This is a genomic window from Enterovibrio paralichthyis (assembly GCF_019209835.1).
In the GTDB taxonomy this organism is placed as follows: Bacteria; Pseudomonadota; Gammaproteobacteria; order Enterobacterales; family Vibrionaceae; genus Enterovibrio; species Enterovibrio paralichthyis.
The window spans coordinates 401,536-418,517 of record NZ_JAHUTS010000001.1; the positions used below are offsets into that span (position 1 = coordinate 401,536).

Genomic DNA, 16,982 nt, shown 5'->3' on the forward strand with positions numbered 1-16,982 from the left:
AAAAATAGTTAGCTGAAATCAGCCTTTTTTAGTTTATTTGCCAACGTTGGGGTTGTGAGCCCCGAGATATCTTGGCTTTTTGCCAGTCGCTCCCGGATTTCAGTACTGCGAACAGGCACGGTTTCGGGACAAGCAAGAACATTCCAACGCTGTAAAATATCTTCTGCGCGGTGAAACTTACCGAATTTTAAAAAATTATCCGGCCCGATAACGAAGGTGAGTTCAGAATTGGGATATTGGTTCTGAATATGGTTTAACAATGCCCAGGTAGTTACGCCTTTATCGTCGCTTAGCGTTTCTTCTTCCCGGTAAAGCTCAAGGTTTTCACAGCGGGCGTCATCAATGAAGTCGCTGACCCACTCACATCGCAAATCAAAATCTGCCATTTGTTTACCCCAGGCATGGGCAAAACTGGGGACCAGCAAGGTGCGATCAAAGTGACTGAGCCTTTTAATGACACTTAAATGCCCCAAACTAGGCGGATTAAAGGCGCTACCAAAAATAGCAATTTTATCGGGATCGGCTCCAGCCATCATTTCATTACTTTCATTGATTGAGTGTTCTATAGATACCTGATAAGTTACCGGTACATCAATGTATTTTGTCTCTTTTCACAATCAAATGGGCAAGATTGCACCACTCCAGAAATCTCAGGCGACGGCACTTTCTATTTTTGCAGGATTCTTGTTCAGGTTGTTCTCTCAAGTAGAGATAGATCATGATTTTGCCGTCAGGATATTGCAGAATAAACAAAACATGTCATCAGACCATGGGAATGTCTTGAAATGGAACAAGCTATCCGCGAAGAAATGCGAGTACTTCCGACTATCGATCCTGCGTTTGAAGTGCAGCGCCGCATCAACTTTATCAAAAACCGTTTGAAATCTTCTGGCACCAAGTCTCTGGTTCTGGGGATCAGCGGCGGTGTTGACTCATCTACTTGCGGTCGTCTGGCGCAACTTGCTGTTGAGCAACTGAACGAAGAAGCAGGCTCGACAGACTATCAATTCATTGCTGTTCGACTGCCATATGGTGTTCAGCAAGATGAAGACGAAGCACAACTGGCGCTGAGCTTTATCCGCCCAAGCCAATCTGTCAGTGTGAATATCAAAGCCGGAGTTGATGGTCTGCATGCGTCTACATTGGATGCACTGGAAGGCACAGGGCTTATTCCTGCTGACAATGCGAAAGTGGATTTTGTAAAAGGGAATGTAAAAGCCCGTGCCCGCATGGTTGCGCAGTATGAAATTGCCGGCCTCGTTGGCGGGTTGGTACTGGGAACTGACCACTCAGCAGAAAATATCACAGGCTTCTACACCAAGTTTGGAGATGGTGCTTGCGACCTTGCCCCTCTGTTCGGTTTGAGCAAACGTCAGGTTCGCCAACTTGCTGCCCACATGGGCGCCCCAGATGTACTGGTCATTAAAACGCCAACCGCAGACCTGGAAGAGCTGTCTCCTCAAAAAGCGGATGAAGATGCGCTGCAACTGACGTACGAAGAAATTGATGACTTTCTGGAAGGCAAGCCGGTTGAAGAACGTGTCACTTCCCGCTTGGTCAGTATTTATAAAGCCACTCAACATAAACGCCAACCAATCCCGACTATCTACGACGAAGAGTGACAGCTAGCCTTTGAGATCAGAAACGCTCCCAACTGGGAGCGTTTTTTATCGCTGGATGAATAACCGTAATGGGATCTTTTAGTACCGCCCTATTTTATCGCCTACTTCGACCAGCATATCCAACTCCCACCAGACCATTTCACACAAACCCACGCGGTAAGCAGCTTTGCGAAATTCTGGGTGCTCAGACTGGTAAAGGGCATATTTTGGAGGATGGAACAGACGGCTCGCTTTTACATTTGCCAGTCGATCACACGCTTTCACGATAAGCGCCAAACGTGCGGCTTCTTCAACAGGGTCAAGCGTTGTGAACCGTTGGTAAAGTTGCTTCTTCTTACTTTTTCGATCACCGCCAACCGGATCAGTCAGATAGCTGACCGCTAAAGCAACGAGCTCGCCAAAGTCTGTGACTAACTCATCAAAACTGGTGGTGGTGTCTTCGAGAATATCGTGGAGCTGCGCCACAACCATAGCGTTGATCCCAAATGGTTGAGCCAGTTTCTCGACGTCGTCCAAATGAACGTGATAAGGAAACTCGCCATAGCGTTGCCCTTCATGACGGGCGCGGGCAAAGTTCTTCGCCATCAACAATCGATTATTCAACGCTAAACCAACCTCCGCGGGGGCCAATGACCTTGAAAACAGTTGTGACTAGATTAGCGCGCTTATAAAAAAAGAAAACGGCCAAATAATGGCCGCTTTCACATTAATCATCTTTTTTCGCTGCTTCTCGCTCGCGGATCTCGTTAGCCACAATCATAATGGCTTCGCCGCTACTCATGCCTTCCGCCATCAAAGCGTGAATACGATCTGCTGCTTCTTGCTGCTCAGCATGGTTCAAAGTTGGCATATTGTTCATGTACAGCCTCTATACATCGTTTGAAAGGCGCACATTCTACTGCTAACTGGCTTAGAAGGTAAATGCCAGTTGTAGCGAACCGCCATAACTATTGCTGTCGATTAGCTGTGCAGCAACATCAAAGTGGATTGTATTAAACGGCGACAAGCCAACACCCAGTGTTAATGCACCATCCAACGTGTCCTCAAGGTCGTTGATATAACCCGCCCGTAATTGCGCCCACCCCCAGGCATTAAACTCGGTCCCCAGGCGGATCAACTGCGTGTCGTCTTTAATCGCAGGGCCGCTTGGTGCACTGAAACGTTTCTGCTTATTAAGATCGACATCAATGGTAGCAACAAAAAGATCCGTGATAAATGCACCACCCAAGGTATAAAGCGGTTCAATGTGATAGGTGTATTCACGGGTGTAATTCACTGTTTTGATTTCATGGGAAACGAGGTTCTTGGCAGCAAAACCGACGCGGAACGGGCCTGTTTGCCAGGCAGCACCAAGGTCGACGTTAAAGGCGCTTTCATCAGTCTGGTTTGCATCATTATCCCACTGGCTGTCATCAAAACTCTGTACCGACACTTCATAGTGATAGGTATAAAATTTCTGTGATTTCGGCGTAACGCCCAGCGCGATTCGCTGCCCCAGAATGTCAATGTTACCTGCCAGTGCCAAACCCACGTCAACGACGCCAAATGCCAATACGCGGCCTTTCGAATTCAGAGTGTAATCACCATTAGGGTCGAGAACCGGATTTTCAATATTATCAATATCACCGTCATCCACCTCTGGCATCACAACCGCTTCGGTGTACCCTTTCACAAAAAAGTTGCCTGAAATGGTTGAAGTAGGAATCGCTATCGCACCGCCAATGCCTCCGCTAACGTAACCATTTTTGTTTTGCAGTCCGCGAAGCGCATTTGCTGCCGCAGTGCGGTTACTGTCATTGGTTGGATCGGTCTCAAAACGTTGGTATACATCACCGAAGTCGTTAAGGGCATCAATCAACTCATCTGGATCCCTGAATTGAACGCCAACAACGGGAAACAGCACACCAAAAGCACTTTCAGGTTCCATGGCAACCAAAGCCGGGTTGTGAAAACCGGCACTTAAATAGTTAGCAGCGGCAGTACCCGCCCCTCCCATCGCATCGATTCGTGAATCAATGCTGTAATTTGCAGCAAGAACTGGGGAGGCCGCGAGGGCAAGACTTATCGATAACAAGCTCTTTTTCATAATAGAAATTCCGTTTCTAGATACATTTGATGAGAACCGGCACGCAGAAAAATGCGTATTGGGTGCAGATTGCTATCGTTGATACTAGTTGAGGTTAAGTATCAGAAAGGAAACAAGTGCTTAAGGTGTGACGCCTCTCAACCCTTTATGTTAAAGCTTTGATAAGGCGCAGATATTAGCGGGTTAGATAATAGTGGTTATCAATTGCCTTTGAATGACAATTCGCGCAGGTCAATATCAGGAAAATCGATATAACGTGCAATTCGCTGGACTTCTTCAAAGGAGATTGCACCTTGCCAACGCCTTTCGATCAAAGCGACTGAAAACCAGTACTGTCCATTTGGAACGTCTATTTCTGGCAATGAGGTAGGCAGGTTTTTATCTTTGTCTTCTGACCAAATTGGCGGATTACCGTCATTGTCCTGTTGATACAGGTTCATTGAAAGGAATGGTCGGCGACAAGTGCTCTTCAAATCGGTAGGCGGCGCAATGCGCCAGCTACGGCTGTCTTTCCAACTGATTTTCTGGATTGGATCAGGCTGCGAAACCAGCACCCAGGAAGACCACACTTCGCCCTCTTTCGAGGTGACTTCCAGCTTGTAGAGACCTGCAGGCACAGCGCGGGATAAGCCCAGTATATCCAGCTTAAAATCGTTGGCGTTTTGTTCACCAATTTTTTGGTCAATCAGCGCCTTTTCCGGCCACTCGGAAAATGAAACGTTAGATACACCCTGCTTCGAATGTCCGTAGATCGAAAACTGGTAGTAAACACGGTTTGGGGTCTGAACGGTTTCACGACGTATCACAACGCTTTGCAACCAACTTGGCAGCGACAGTGTACTCAAGCTTCGCCCGCAATCTTCAGTGATAGCAAGGGAGAGCAACTCGGTAAGGTGGCGCTCTTCGGTATCGGTTTTGTCCTGTTGCCACGCTTCAACCATGGCATCAAAACTCGCTGCCGTATTTCCCTCCAAGAGCTTTTGATGCGCTGAGGTGAGCGCATCCGAGCCGCTAAACCATGCAGCCTGTGCCAGGGCTGGCATTGCCAAAAGGGTGAAGAAAAATACGGCGCGATGCATCAGTTGTGTTTCATCCTGTAGCCAACACCACGCAGTGTCTCAATTTCCACTTCTGGCAATTTTTGACGAAGCTGGAGCACATGGGTATCCACTGTACGGGTTGTAGGGTAATGGTTGTAGCCCCACACTTGATCGAGCAGTTCATCACGGGTGAACACCCGGCCAGCATTCTTTGCCAAAAACGCTAGCAAATCGAATTCAGTGCGGGTGAGTATAACTTCGCATTCTGAACAAATAACAGTGCGTGTTGACGGATTGATCCGCAGCTTTCCTACAACAATTTCATCAGAAACAGCTTCAGTATCTGAAACAGGCTTTCGCAAATGCACGCGGATACGCGCCAGTAATTCAGCTTCTGCAAAAGGCTTGGTCATGTAATCTGTCGCACCTGAGTCCAGCCCGCCAACACGATCGCGAACTGACACCATTGCGGTCAGCATGATAACTGGAACGTCTTTCAGTTTTTTCCAGTTAGGTAACCATTCCATCGAATCGCCTTCCGGCAATTGTCTGTCGAGCACGACCAAATCAGCGTCTGCCCACAAAGCTTCTACTTTACGCGCGCAATCTGCGTACAGGCACTTGTATCCATTTTGTTCCAGGCTGGCCAGCAAGCCGTCCGCCAGGTTTGCGTCATCCTCAACGAGCAATAGAGTCGTTTGTTGGGTCACAAGGTATCTCCAGTATAAATGTCGTGGGTGGTCCAAACAGCGATAGTTTACCACCCATTCTCTCAATCATGGCTTCTACAATTGTCAGCCCTAGCCCAAGGCCTCTTTCACTGACAAATGGTTTGCGTATTGTCTTCCAGTCTTTTGCGGTCAAACTTCCTTGATCCTGAACTTTGATGATCAGTAAACCGTCTTTGATCTCGGCAAAAACCTCTACCGGATTTTTACCATATTTTTTAGCGTTGCTTATAAGGTTGTCGAGCGATGTCGTCAACCAATAAATATTCACAGCAACTGGCCCATCTTTTTCGATGTGCAGGGTCACTTCGCGCTCTTCACACAAATAACTCAGCCATTCTTCCAGCGACGGAATGCTTTCTCGCACCAGCTGTTGTTGGTTGGATTGTAGGTAATCTTTACTCGCTTCAGCCAGTTGCTTCAGTCGTCGGGAATCTTCACACAGACGACGGAATTCGTCGTAAAGGGGCTCCGGCAGACTATCAAACTTGCGTCGAAAACCTTCAACTGTCATCGAAAGACTGGCGATAGGTGTACGCAGTTCATGGGTAAGGATCTGCAACACCAGCATTCTTTCTTGCATCAGCCGGCGTTTTACCGTCCAACGGTTAAACACCCATCCTGCAATCCACAGCAGGTTGATTACCACCAGTGCGATCACGAGTGATGACCAATAAGATGGTGCCTGCTCTATATTCCAGCAGACATTGCCGATACGTGACAGGCAGTATCCGCCGCCATCGGTTGGGGATGCCAGAAGATCACTCTTCTCAAGTAACGGTAACCAGGTGTCTGAGTCATAGACTTTGTAAACGCCACCATCGCGCATCCAAAGCTCTTCCCCACTCAGAATCGACTCTGCCCCACCATTGAGTGCATTGATTCCGTTTTCTGACATGCGCTGCAGTTTACCGAGCAAAGTATCCGGCGCAGCCAATGGCCTTTCCTTTATGTGGAAGAAACGTAATAGCTCTTCACGTCGTTCCGGGAATTTTTCTACAAACTTGGCTGCATAGCTTCCGCCACCCGGATGGATCAGGTTTGAGCGGGAAAACCAAACAGATGGGAGTTGGGTGTTAAAACACAGTGCCCGTGTAAATACCAGAGGATCAGTCACCAAAGGGCTAACAGGCCATGGACCTTTACACTTCTCAGCAGATTGATAAAGCCGTTTAAGATCTTTCAGCGGATAGTTTGTGGACTGAGGCAAGAGACTATCAGTCAATAACAGTGGTTTAGGGTATTCACTGTGAATCGCATTCAGGGCAAAAGAATCGACAGGTTGCTCTGCCAATAGCTTAGACCTGAAGGCATTTAGCTGTTCAGGGAAAGATTCTGCCGCGGTAGTCTGAAAACTCAGCAGCGTTAATAAAACGAGTAGGATCGATCGCATGCCGGGAGATTACCATCAAAATATTTACGAATGTCAGTACTTTGTAAGAGTAAACGTGTGTGTGATGCGTTCGTATACAAAAAAGGCCGGCTAATGCCGACCTTTTGGAGTTTTACGTAATACCGCGACTTAAATTGCTTTGGAAATTGCGTCTACTGAAGCTTTCGCATCGCCAAACAACATAGCGGTATTTTCTTTAAAGAACAGCGGGTTCTGTACACCTGCATAACCTGTGTTCATGGAACGTTTGAAGACGATTACGTTTTTCGCGTTCCAAACTTCCAGTACCGGCATACCTGCGATTGGGCTACCTGGGTCTTCCATTGCCGCCGGGTTGACGGTGTCATTCGCACCGATAACCAGTACTGTGTCTGTTTCCGGGAAATCGTCGTTGATTTCATCCATTTCCAGCACGATGTCGTAAGGCACTTTCGCTTCAGCAAGCAGAACGTTCATGTGACCAGGCAGACGTCCCGCAACTGGATGGATACCGAAACGAACATTGATACCTTTGGCACGCAGTTTTTCAGTGATCTCATGCACTGGGTACTGAGCTTGTGCTACTGCCATGCCGTATCCCGGGGTGATGATGACTGAGCGCGACTCTTTCAGCATCTCCGCCACTTCTTCGGCTGATACTTCACGGTGCTCACCGTACTCAACATCTTCTGATGTTGACACTTCCTGACCAAAACCACCTGCAATAACGCTGATGAACGAGCGGTTCATCGCTTTACACATGATGTAAGACAGAATCGCACCAGAAGAACCAACCAAAGCACCGGTCACGATCAATAGGTCGTTCGCCAGCATGAAACCTGCCGCCGCTGCAGCCCAACCTGAGTAGGAGTTCAGCATAGACACAACAACCGGCATATCCGCACCACCGATAGATGCCACCAAATGGTAGCCAAAGGCGAATGCGATCAGTGTCATGACAATCAGCGCAAACATGCTGCCATCGGCATTCACAAAGTGAAGCATCAGCAGTGTCGAAACAACAACGGCTGCCAAGTTCATTTTGTGTTTGTGAGGCAAATTCAGTGGCGATGAAGAAATAATACCGCGCAGCTTTCCGAACGCCACGATAGAACCGGTAAAGGTTACCGCACCGATGAACACACCCAGGAACACTTCTACCAAGTGAATAACATGCTCTGTATGGGCAAATTCACCTGAGTACGCTGGTGGCTCAAGGAAACTGTTGTAACCCACCAGAACTGCCGCCATACCCACAAAGCTGTGGAGAACAGCAACCAGTTCTGGCATTTCGGTCATTTCTACTTTCTTTGCGTAGTAGATACCGATTGCACCACCAATGATCATTGCAAGAATGATCCAAGTCAGACCTTGAGAGTACGGGCCAAAGATGGTCGCGATCAACGCAATGGTCATACCGGCAATGCCGAAATAGTTACCGGATCGCGCTGAAGTTTGCTTTGATAAGCCAGCAAGGCTCAGTATAAAAAATAGTGCAGCAACGATATATGCCGCTTGTGCTAGTCCTGCAGACATTCTTTGCTACTCCTATTAATCTTTACGGAACATTTCAAGCATGCGTTTGGTTACCGTAAAGCCACCAAAAATGTTTATGCTTGCAATGAGTACGGCAATAAAGGCGAGGAACGAAACCACGCCATTACCTTGACCAATCTGAAGTAGCGCGCCCACAACGATAATGCCTGAAATTGCGTTGGTTACAGACATCAGCGGTGTGTGCAGTGCATGAGTAACGTTCCACACTACGTAGTAACCCACGACACAAGCCAGAACGAATACAGTGAAATGCGAGAGGAAAGCAGGAGGTGCCACTGATGCCACCCAACCAAATGCACCCAACGCAGCAACCAGACCTACCAGCTTTTTCACGGGTGATGTTGGTTCTTCAACCTTTTCTTCTTTCACAGGTTTAGCTTGAGGCTTGGCTTGAGGTTGTGCAGAAACCTGAATAGGTGGCGCAGGCCAAGTGACTTCACCGTCTTTAATCACGGTGACACCACGAAGTACCACATCTTCAAAGTCGATATTGATGTTGCCATCTTTCTCTTTGCACAGCAGCTTCATCAAGTTAACCAGATTGGTACCGTAAAGCTGTGAAGATTGAGTTGGAAGACGGCCGACCATATCGGTATAACCAATGACTTTTACGCCGTTAGGAGTAACAACCACTTTGTCAGCTTCTGTGTACTCGCAGTTACCACCGTTCGCAGCAGCCAAATCGACAATAACGCTACCCGCTTTCATCGAATCAACCATCTCTTTGGTCACCAGTTTTGGTGCCGGACGGCCAGGGATCAGTGCAGTGGTAATGATGATATCAACGTCTTTCGCTTGCTGAGCATAGAGTTCAGCCGCTTTCTTGTTGAAGTCATCCGACATCTCTTTTGCGTAACCGTCGCCGCTACCGGATTGTTCCTGGAAGTCAACCTGCAGGAACTCTGCGCCCATACTTTCGACCTGTTCTTTTACTTCAGGACGAACGTCAAAGGCACGAACTATAGCACCAAGGCTACCCGCAGCACCGATAGCAGCCAGACCGGCTACCCCCGCACCTGCAACGAAAACCTTCGCAGGTGGGACTTTACCGGCAGCAGTAATTTGACCCGTAAAGAAACGACCAAACTCGTGCGCTGCTTCAACCACTGCGCGATAACCAGCAATGTTAGCCATGGAGCTTAGGGCATCGAGTGCCTGTGCACGGGAGATACGTGGTACGGCATCCATTGCCATCACGTTGATATTTTTCGAGGAGAGTTGTTGCATCAAAACTTCGTTCTGAGCGGGCCAGATAAAGCTGACGAGGGTTGCCCCTTCTTTAATGCGGTCGATTTCATCAATGCCTTTCTCGTCGTCTTTGAGAGGGGCATTCACTTTAAAGATGATGTCTGATTGCCAAACAGTGTCGGCATCAGCCACTTTAGCTCCTGCTTCTATAAAGGAAGCGTCGTCAAAACTGGCAAGTTGACCCGCACCATTTTCAACGACAACGTCGAAGCCCATTTTGATGAGCTGCTCAACCGTTTTTGGGGTGGCAGCCACTCGCGTTTCATGCGCAAGTATTTCTTTTGGAACACCAATTTGCATAGCTAATCCCTGACTATTGGCAGTAAAAGTAATTTGTTTGTAACGAACTGGGTAAGCTTAATCAAGCACTTTTGTAGGAAAAAAACCAAAATAATCAATAATCAAGCTATATACGAGCCAATTTTAATGACTTTTGGTAATAAAATAACGCCATTTATTGATGGACGGAGGTCATACCTCCCGTTAAAGATACCTACAAAAACAATTTAATTCATAGAGTTACATCAATTTCGAACACATATCCTGCGAAAATTCGTATCCATACGAACCCTGGTGTATTTCAAGCCCGGACTCACCCAAAAGACGCTAAATCCAGACAAAACAACAAACGCCGGTGAAACCCACACTTGTTGCATCCAATCACGTGAGAATGCCCATTGCTACCAGCATTTCCGCGCGACTTGGTTTTATATCAAAACATCCTTTCGCCCATCTGATCGATAAATAATTGAGACTTTCGTAGCATAAGATCCTTGGCACTTTCATCCGATGGCAGAATATCTGAGCGGATAAAAACATGAGTTTTCAACTCGCCGTCCACTTCTTTGCAGATGCGGCCTGCAACACGAAATTGCCCACCTTCTGGTTTTGGTTCTGGATAGATCAAAAAGCCTTTGTATTCGGTTGGTTCCACTTGCTTTGCGGATGCTTCTTTACTTCCAAACAACCAATCAAAAAGTCCCACTGCCTTTCACCTTCTGTCTTTGTAATTAAACAATTTATAGTGACGAACACGACTCTGCTTGTCCAGTGACACGCGACGAAAATGCGGTTATTTCAAGGAGGGAAAACATTAAGGAGAGAAGGAAATAAGGAGAGAAAAACGTTCTGAGGCAGAAAAGAAAAAAGCGCTGGTATAAAACCAACGCTTTTCTATCTTTACGGAACTGTATTAAAGAGCAGTGTAGAACGTTAGCGGATCAGCCCGATATCGCGTTTGATGTGATCTGGCAACTCGTTGGTGGCGCGTGTTGCTTTTCTCACATCATGTTTGCGAAATACGTCCATCGCATGGGCGATCAGTCCTTTGAAAGAAACCGCATAGTTTTTTTGCACTTTGCCAGTTGCAACCATGGATGAATCCATATTGACTAACTGTGTCATCATTGCCTCACTATGTGATTGTCTTTACTGCGTAAATTCTAGCCATTTTCGACTTACTTATTAAATGACTAAAATTATGTCATTACATTAGTTTTTCTAATGGATCATATAATGACAAGCTCTCATAAATGACGTTATCACGCAGATTTTTCTAATTCCTCCAACCGACACCTCACAACAACGCATTATTAATAATTATTTATCACACCATTTTCATTCTGCTAACATCTCGCTTTAACACCCGCATTTGAGGCGATTTTGTTAGCATTAATCAGTAAACACTCTTCACTCTTTCTTAGCATGGCCGCAGTCATTGGTTTTCTGTTTCCTGCGCTATCCTCAGCCGCTCTGCCCTACTTACCCTATGTGCTGTTCGCATTAATGCTATTTACCCTAATGGGTATCGATCAACGCGCGTTGGTCCAAGCCATTTTCAACCTTGATGCATGGGGCTATGCCTGCGTCCACACCATTTTCACTACGGTCATCATCTGCGCTTTTGGATTTATTTTTAATGCCGACCGCGATCTCTTACTGGCAATGACCGCGGTTTGCGCCACCGGTAGCCTGTTTGCTACTCCTGCGATTGTTCGTTCCGTCGGATTTCCGCCCCTAAAGGCAATGGCATTTACCATTACCAGCACCTTGCTTATGCCATTAGTGCTTTATATCAATATGTTTCTCTTCAGCGGCGAAGCCTTTTCACTGGATTTGCAAAGCTACACACTTCGCTTGGTCATTTTTATTATTGGCCCGATGGCCATTTCCTACTTTATTCATCAAAACGTCGCCCACGAGAAATTGTCCCGGGTGCATACCAAACTTGCCCAATTCACCATTTTGCTGGTTTTCAGTTTTCCTTTTGGACTCACCGGACAATTCAGGTGGCTTTGGGACGAACAACGCGACTTTGCTATTGCCATGCTGATACTGGCATTTGCAATATGCATATTATTTTTCATTATTGGATTAGTGCTTTACTGGCGGAAAGGAAAAGATGAAGCATTTGTCGCTGCAATCACTTCGGGTAACCGCAACGTATTGTTGACTTACTCTGTCGCCGGCGCTTTTCTAGGTCCGCTCTATCTTCCCCTGATAGGCGCCCTGCAATTGCCGATATACATGCAACCCATGATTGTAAAAGCCATGTTGAAAAGGGATAGTAAACGCGCCGCCAAAGCATGACAGCGTGGGAGATATGAGAGTGTCGCTGTTGTGTGAGAATTACGCCTGAGCGGGCCCGGCTCAAGGCATATTATTTACACGCCGCCGTTTGGTACAAAGTACACCAGTGACGCCCAGGCAATCAGCCAAAATGCGATTAACCCGAAATCTAACCAATCGCGTTTTTCTACCATTTTTCCTCCCAGGGCAATGCTGTTCTTGCCGCTTTTATGGAATTGGATTAAAGGTATCAACCCTCATTTACTTGTATCGACCGCTTGCCAAGAAGGTTGAGCACTATTAAATCGCTACACTAATGACGGCAAAAATCCGCCATTTATCCAATAACCATGCAAAAAATAGGCACATTTTGTAATAAATGTGACAGGAAACGAAAAAATAGTGAATTATCAGGTAATAAGGGCGACAGTATTGTCGCCTTTATCATTTTGCCTTAACGCGGGTTGGTCGAGGCACAGTCAGTGCAGGGCTTGTATCGCGACAGGATACTTGAAGGCGCCACCAGCTCCCCTTTGGTTCGGGCGAACTCAATGAAGCTTTCAGCCAAAGTGACATGCAGAGATGTTGGCTGCTTTCGCAGGTTTTTCAGCGCGTCGTACCCTTCTTTACCCTGTGAGGTATAAGCAGAAGATACCGCGAGGTATGTTTTTTCCAAATCAACAGCCAACCAAGAGCCATCTTCCTGTTGGGCTTCCAACTGCGCAATGCGCTGCCCTTTTGGCTGATCGCAGACATAGTTGTAACGAAGGCCTGCGGTATAAGGGAAGCTTCCATCACCCGTCCCTTCCACACCATTGTTGAGCGCATTATCTATCGCGCCTTCCAATGCCTGCTTTATCTGTAGCCCGGTTGCATGGTACAGCATCAAATCGATAGCAAACGGCAACAACCGGCCAGCGACATCAGCAGCTGTTAATTTTCCTTTTTCCAGACTCACCCGCACACCACCGGCATTGTGAATGGCAAAGTCTGCATTCACACCACGGGTCTTTGCGGAGTAAATCATGGCTTCACACACCAAAGGCGCTATCTCACTGCCCCCTTTATCGTCAGGAACCCGGATATGCCGTAATCTGCTTGGCAATGTAGTGACAACGTCACGCTTTAATTCATCCACAGCCGGACGGTAACGCTCGTTGATCACTTTTTTGATTTCTTCATCACCACGGCAGTGGATAACGTTAGGCTGTGCCAGTAAGTATGCCTTGGCATCTTTAAATGCACCGTTAGGCAGGGATTGATCCCAGGAAGCATCAACTGCCAGGCTTCTACCCAGCATCAAGAAGTTACCCCCTTCATAAGAAACGACTTTGCCGTGTTTATCCAACGACACTTTCAGCTTGCCGATAGCCAGGGAATGACAACCGGCCTGAACCACTAGCGTGTCATTCACTTTGTGGCCATACGGTCCCATGTCACCAAGACCCACATTGCTGAAATCTCCCTGCAATACGTGGCTATGTCCGCCCACAATAACCGAAATACCGTCCACCTCTTCCGCCAGTTTCTGGTCTTGTGCATAACCAAGATGACTGAGCAATACGATATGGGGCGTTTTAAGCTCTTCGTGGATATAACGGATGGTATTGATCGCCGTTTGTTTGGAATCAACAAAGGGTGTGTCGTGATCCGGCATGGCTATGTCTGCCATTTTATCCAGCGCCACACTGAAGATAGCCACCTTCTGATCACCGATACGTTTTACCAGTACCTCTGCACGTTGTGCTTCAGGATTGTATGGCATCAACTGCCTTTTACCCTTCACGGGGAAAGGCTTTTCTACTTCTTCACTGACATCCCAGTTACCGGCCAGCAGCGGAAAAGTGATCTTGTCCAGAAACCGTGAAACCGGGGCATTACCCAGATCAAGTTCATGGTTACCCAGCGCCATGGCATCAAGCCCCAACATATTCAGCAAGGTGGCGTTGGCATCGCCCTTAAACAAGCTGTAGTAAAGCGTGCCTTGGAAGCAGTCACCGGCATGAAGGAACAGAAAGCCATCAGAGTCGTTTTTCGCACTCTCTCTGAAAGCTTTAACCACTGAGGAAATTCGCGGGAATCCACCTACCGCAGCATAGATACGTTCATCCAGCCCGTTAACGGCAAGGGAAAGCGGCGTCGGTTCAAAATGGGAATGGGTGTCATTGATATGCGCAATTGAAAGCGTAATCGGTGTAACGTTTGGCATAGCATCCTTTTTCTGCACTGCACAAAAACTGAGTGTATCAGAGAATGACCCTAGTACACACACATCACACTTTTATTGCAATGGCTTTAGACAAATACACCCTGGATAGAGACGCTACAGATACCTGTTACCCGAAATGGTTAGCCATTTTGCGGGAAGGCGAAAGAGAGCACCCGCAGCATTGCACCGAGGAAAAGGCTTACGATGGCCACGTACCACCAGCGCATTTCTGAAGGAGAGAGCGAATTGATCTGGAACAGAACCACATTGAGTTGCCGCCAGTTTTGTGTACGTGAGGCGTACTGAAATGCACTTCTGACGAGCGCAACAATACCGGTAACTAGCAGCACAGTCTCGGCAGCGTGGGCGATAACAGGTAGCAAGAGGAAAGCTCCGCAAAAGGCAACACCCTAAATAAACCAAAAGCGTTAACATTATTCAATATCTTGTTAACGCAAGTTTTGCCTTTCGTGAAGCTAACTGGATATATACCCAATCAACCTGAAGATGCAGGATTCAGCGCGCTTCTTCTGGTCTTTTGGGTATAAGCCACAGGAATCCAGATAAAGGATCCCGCGGCTTATCAACGCTTAGTCAGTCAAACGGCCATTTTGATAATCTTCAATAGCCTGGTTGATCTCGGCCATTGAGTTCATAACGAAAGGTCCGTAATGCACAACGGGCTCATCGATGGGTTGACCGGCTAACAGAATCACACCGGCGTCCTGCGTTGCCATGAGCTCAACGACATCACCACCGCCCAAATTGGCGAAATGACCCTGAGGGATCTCCTCGCCCGCAATAGACACCGCGCCAGCGTAAACATAAAGGTTAACCTGAAACTCTGCGGGCAGTTCAAGTCGTGTTGTTTCACCGCGCACAGCGCGCCAATCTGCAACCGCCGTTTTTACGCCGGTTTTCTGTAATGGCCCTACCACAACCTGACCATCGACACTTAGCTCACCACCAATCACCCGCAACAGATTGTTGTCTGAACCATGCTCGGTGATCTCAGGCGACTGAAAGTCATGATATTGCGCTGGCAGCATCTTTTTGGCAGCAGGCAGGTTGATCCAGATTTGGAAGCCATGCAATTCGCCATCGCTCATGATTGGCATTTCACTGTGGATTACCCCTTTCCCGGCACTCATCCACTGCGCGCCACCGGACTGAAGCTCACCCACGTTGCCCATATGATCTTTATGCTGGAAATGCCCTTTCAGCATATAGGTCAGGGTTTCGATACCGCGGTGAGGATGCGGTGGAAATCCGCCAATGTAGTCTTCACGGTGTTCACTTTTCAACTCATCAATCATCAAAAACGGACTGAAAGCCGCATCGTTAAATCCATGAACACGGCTGATTTTTACACCGTCCCCATCTTGTGATGGATGGGAGCGGATAATGCGGTTTACGGTTCTGATTTTCATGGTCAAACTCCTTTGTTGAAATCAGTGTAAACAAGCGCATTAAGTAAAAACACGGGGAGAAAACAAACAAGTTATTCGAATTTTTTGAACATGCTTGATATGGCAGGCTGAGTGCGGGTGAGAAAAGCTGTAACCCGCGAACACGTAATCACTGCTTGCGCGTCGGGTCGGATGTAAGTTAGGCATTGGAGAGGCAAAAAATCATGATGAAGATCACTCTAAAATTCCGGTTCTGGTGGCAAAAAATCAGAATGTGATTAAACAGTCATTAGTTCGCGCAGCTTTATTGAGCGATTTATTGATAAATGAATATTCAATAGGAGTGGAAAAAATTGTGGATTGGAGAGGTTTTCACTTATATCTAAGTAAGAATTTTCGTATTAAAGTGGCGAAGAAAAGTGCGTAAATTCAAGGATGAATTTAAATGATTGAATGGCATGCGGATCATGTTTGGCACCATGTCACAGACTACAGGCGAATGGGCGTAAATATCGGCCAACGCATGACTGTGGTGCGGTTGGCTGATAAATCACTGCTTGTGCACAATCCCTGTGATTTAAACAAACCACTGATGCTAAGCCTCGAAAAGCTTGGCAAGGTGAGTTGCGTCACCACAGTGAACCAATATTTGCACAACACCCTGTCTGATTGGTGGCTTGCATATCCGGAAGCGTATTTCTATGCGGCGCCGGGGCTTGACGCCAAACGTACCGATATCGGCTTTGACGGGCTATTAAACTCCGCGACATCCTCGCGCTGGGAAGGTCAGCTTTTCCATACCGTTATCCGTGGCAACGTTGAAAATGAAGAAGTGGTCATGTGCGATCCTGTCAGCCGCACACTGTTAATGGGTGAAAGTCTGATGCGCCTTAGTGAGGGGTCATCCATGCGCAGGTTGATGGGTAAAGTTCGCGGGTGTGACACACAGGCAACAGTCCCTCTCTCCTATCAGTTCAGCACCCAAGAACTGAAATTGTTGCGTTGGTCACTGCAGGAAATACTGACCTGGCCGTTTGACCATATTCTTCCTATTCACGGAGACCCAATCATTGCCGACGGAAAGCGCCAGCTCGCAACTGCCTATCAATGGGCGTTGAAAAACTGAAGGATTTCATCGCTGTT

At 47.3% G+C, this 16,982-nt stretch carries 17 protein-coding genes; 3 read left to right on the forward strand and 14 right to left on the reverse strand.

Annotated features, from left to right (window positions below):
* Nucleotides 1-8: 8 nt before the first annotated feature.
* The gene (locus KU854_RS01900) at nt 9-536 is read right to left on the reverse strand and encodes a nicotinate-nicotinamide nucleotide adenylyltransferase (RefSeq protein ID WP_218356789.1); all 528 of its coding nucleotides are present in this window, start codon (nt 534-536) and stop codon (nt 9-11) included.
* 249 nt (nt 537-785) lie between these two features.
* Between KU854_RS01900 and nadE the strand changes: the two genes are divergently transcribed.
* On the forward strand, nt 786-1,622 hold the full coding sequence (gene nadE, locus KU854_RS01905) for an ammonia-dependent NAD(+) synthetase (protein ID WP_218356790.1): 837 nt from the start codon (nt 786-788) through the stop codon (nt 1,620-1,622).
* A gap of 78 nt (nt 1,623-1,700) precedes the next feature.
* Here nadE and KU854_RS01910 read toward each other — a convergent pair whose 3' ends face one another.
* The 10 genes from KU854_RS01910 to KU854_RS01955 all read right to left on the reverse strand — a co-directional run bounded on the left by KU854_RS01910 (nt 1,701) and on the right by KU854_RS01955 (nt 11,057).
* Nucleotides 1,701-2,225 (reverse strand): nucleotidyltransferase family protein, encoded by a 525-nt coding sequence (locus KU854_RS01910; protein ID WP_218356791.1) that lies wholly within the window; start codon nt 2,223-2,225, stop codon nt 1,701-1,703.
* A 103-nt stretch (nt 2,226-2,328) separates the two neighbouring features.
* Nucleotides 2,329-2,481, reverse strand: a complete 153-nt coding sequence (locus KU854_RS01915) for a YoaH family protein (protein ID WP_218356792.1) — start codon at nt 2,479-2,481, stop codon at nt 2,329-2,331.
* Between the two features lie 51 nt (nt 2,482-2,532).
* Nucleotides 2,533-3,708, reverse strand: coding sequence for a conjugal transfer protein TraF (locus KU854_RS01920; RefSeq protein WP_218356793.1), 1,176 nt, complete (start codon nt 3,706-3,708; stop codon nt 2,533-2,535).
* A 200-nt stretch (nt 3,709-3,908) separates the two neighbouring features.
* Entirely contained in the window at nt 3,909-4,787 is an 879-nt protein-coding gene (locus KU854_RS01925; RefSeq protein WP_218356794.1) for a DUF2861 family protein, read from the reverse strand.
* Complete coding sequence (locus tag KU854_RS01930) at nt 4,787-5,458, reverse strand: response regulator transcription factor (RefSeq protein ID WP_218356795.1); 672 nt, start codon at nt 5,456-5,458, stop codon at nt 4,787-4,789. Before KU854_RS01930 ends, KU854_RS01925 begins: the two co-directional genes overlap by 1 nt.
* Nucleotides 5,427-6,869, reverse strand: a complete 1,443-nt coding sequence (locus tag KU854_RS01935; protein WP_218356796.1) for an ATP-binding protein — start codon at nt 6,867-6,869, stop codon at nt 5,427-5,429. Before KU854_RS01935 ends, KU854_RS01930 begins: the two co-directional genes overlap by 32 nt.
* Before the next feature lie 129 nt (nt 6,870-6,998).
* Nucleotides 6,999-8,384, reverse strand: a complete 1,386-nt coding sequence (gene pntB / locus KU854_RS01940; RefSeq protein WP_218356797.1) for a Re/Si-specific NAD(P)(+) transhydrogenase subunit beta — start codon at nt 8,382-8,384, stop codon at nt 6,999-7,001.
* A gap of 15 nt (nt 8,385-8,399) precedes the next feature.
* The gene (gene pntA, locus KU854_RS01945) at nt 8,400-9,953 is read right to left on the reverse strand and encodes a Re/Si-specific NAD(P)(+) transhydrogenase subunit alpha (protein WP_218356798.1); all 1,554 of its coding nucleotides are present in this window, start codon (nt 9,951-9,953) and stop codon (nt 8,400-8,402) included.
* Nucleotides 9,954-10,365: 412 nt separating this feature from the next.
* Entirely contained in the window at nt 10,366-10,638 is a 273-nt protein-coding gene (locus KU854_RS01950; protein ID WP_218356799.1) for an HlyU family transcriptional regulator, read from the reverse strand.
* A 227-nt stretch (nt 10,639-10,865) separates the two neighbouring features.
* A complete protein-coding gene (locus KU854_RS01955) occupies nt 10,866-11,057 on the reverse strand; it encodes a hypothetical protein (RefSeq protein WP_218356800.1) in 192 nt (63 codons plus the stop codon).
* Between the two features lie 258 nt (nt 11,058-11,315).
* Between KU854_RS01955 and KU854_RS01960 the strand changes: the two genes are divergently transcribed.
* Nucleotides 11,316-12,242 carry a hypothetical protein gene (locus KU854_RS01960; protein WP_218356801.1) on the forward strand — a complete coding sequence of 309 codons (927 nt, stop codon included), beginning with the start codon at nt 11,316-11,318 and terminating at the stop codon, nt 12,240-12,242.
* Nucleotides 12,243-12,675: 433 nt separating this feature from the next.
* Here the strand turns inward: KU854_RS01960 and KU854_RS01965 are convergent, their stop codons facing one another.
* The 3 genes from KU854_RS01965 to KU854_RS01975 form a co-directional block, all read right to left on the reverse strand.
* Nucleotides 12,676-14,430, reverse strand: coding sequence for a bifunctional metallophosphatase/5'-nucleotidase (locus KU854_RS01965; RefSeq protein ID WP_218356802.1), 1,755 nt, complete (start codon nt 14,428-14,430; stop codon nt 12,676-12,678).
* 140 nt (nt 14,431-14,570) lie between these two features.
* The gene (locus KU854_RS01970; RefSeq protein WP_218356803.1) at nt 14,571-14,813 is read right to left on the reverse strand and encodes a hypothetical protein; all 243 of its coding nucleotides are present in this window, start codon (nt 14,811-14,813) and stop codon (nt 14,571-14,573) included.
* A 207-nt stretch (nt 14,814-15,020) separates the two neighbouring features.
* Complete coding sequence (locus KU854_RS01975) at nt 15,021-15,860, reverse strand: pirin family protein (RefSeq protein WP_218356804.1); 840 nt, start codon at nt 15,858-15,860, stop codon at nt 15,021-15,023.
* A gap of 424 nt (nt 15,861-16,284) precedes the next feature.
* Between KU854_RS01975 and KU854_RS01980 the strand changes: the two genes are divergently transcribed.
* Entirely contained in the window at nt 16,285-16,965 is a 681-nt protein-coding gene (locus KU854_RS01980) for a DUF4336 domain-containing protein (RefSeq protein ID WP_218356805.1), read from the forward strand.
* Nucleotides 16,966-16,982 lie beyond the last annotated feature (17 nt).

Coding starts and splice junctions, on each gene's coding strand:
- KU854_RS01900 (WP_218356789.1), bottom strand. CDS start 536: ATGATGGCTGGAGCCGATCCCGATAAAATTGCTATTTTTGGTAGCGCC.
- nadE (WP_218356790.1), top strand. CDS start 786: ATGGAACAAGCTATCCGCGAAGAAATGCGAGTACTTCCGACTATCGAT.
- KU854_RS01915 (WP_218356792.1), bottom strand. CDS start 2,481: ATGAACAATATGCCAACTTTGAACCATGCTGAGCAGCAAGAAGCAGCA.
- KU854_RS01920 (WP_218356793.1), bottom strand. CDS start 3,708: ATGAAAAAGAGCTTGTTATCGATAAGTCTTGCCCTCGCGGCCTCCCCA.
- KU854_RS01925 (WP_218356794.1), bottom strand. CDS start 4,787: ATGCATCGCGCCGTATTTTTCTTCACCCTTTTGGCAATGCCAGCCCTG.
- KU854_RS01935 (WP_218356796.1), bottom strand. CDS start 6,869: ATGCGATCGATCCTACTCGTTTTATTAACGCTGCTGAGTTTTCAGACT.
- pntB (WP_218356797.1), bottom strand. CDS start 8,384: ATGTCTGCAGGACTAGCACAAGCGGCATATATCGTTGCTGCACTATTT.
- pntA (WP_218356798.1), bottom strand. CDS start 9,953: ATGCAAATTGGTGTTCCAAAAGAAATACTTGCGCATGAAACGCGAGTG.
- KU854_RS01955 (WP_218356800.1), bottom strand. CDS start 11,057: ATGACACAGTTAGTCAATATGGATTCATCCATGGTTGCAACTGGCAAA.
- KU854_RS01965 (WP_218356802.1), bottom strand. CDS start 14,430: ATGCCAAACGTTACACCGATTACGCTTTCAATTGCGCATATCAATGAC.
- KU854_RS01975 (WP_218356804.1), bottom strand. CDS start 15,860: ATGAAAATCAGAACCGTAAACCGCATTATCCGCTCCCATCCATCACAA.
- KU854_RS01980 (WP_218356805.1), top strand. CDS start 16,285: ATGATTGAATGGCATGCGGATCATGTTTGGCACCATGTCACAGACTAC.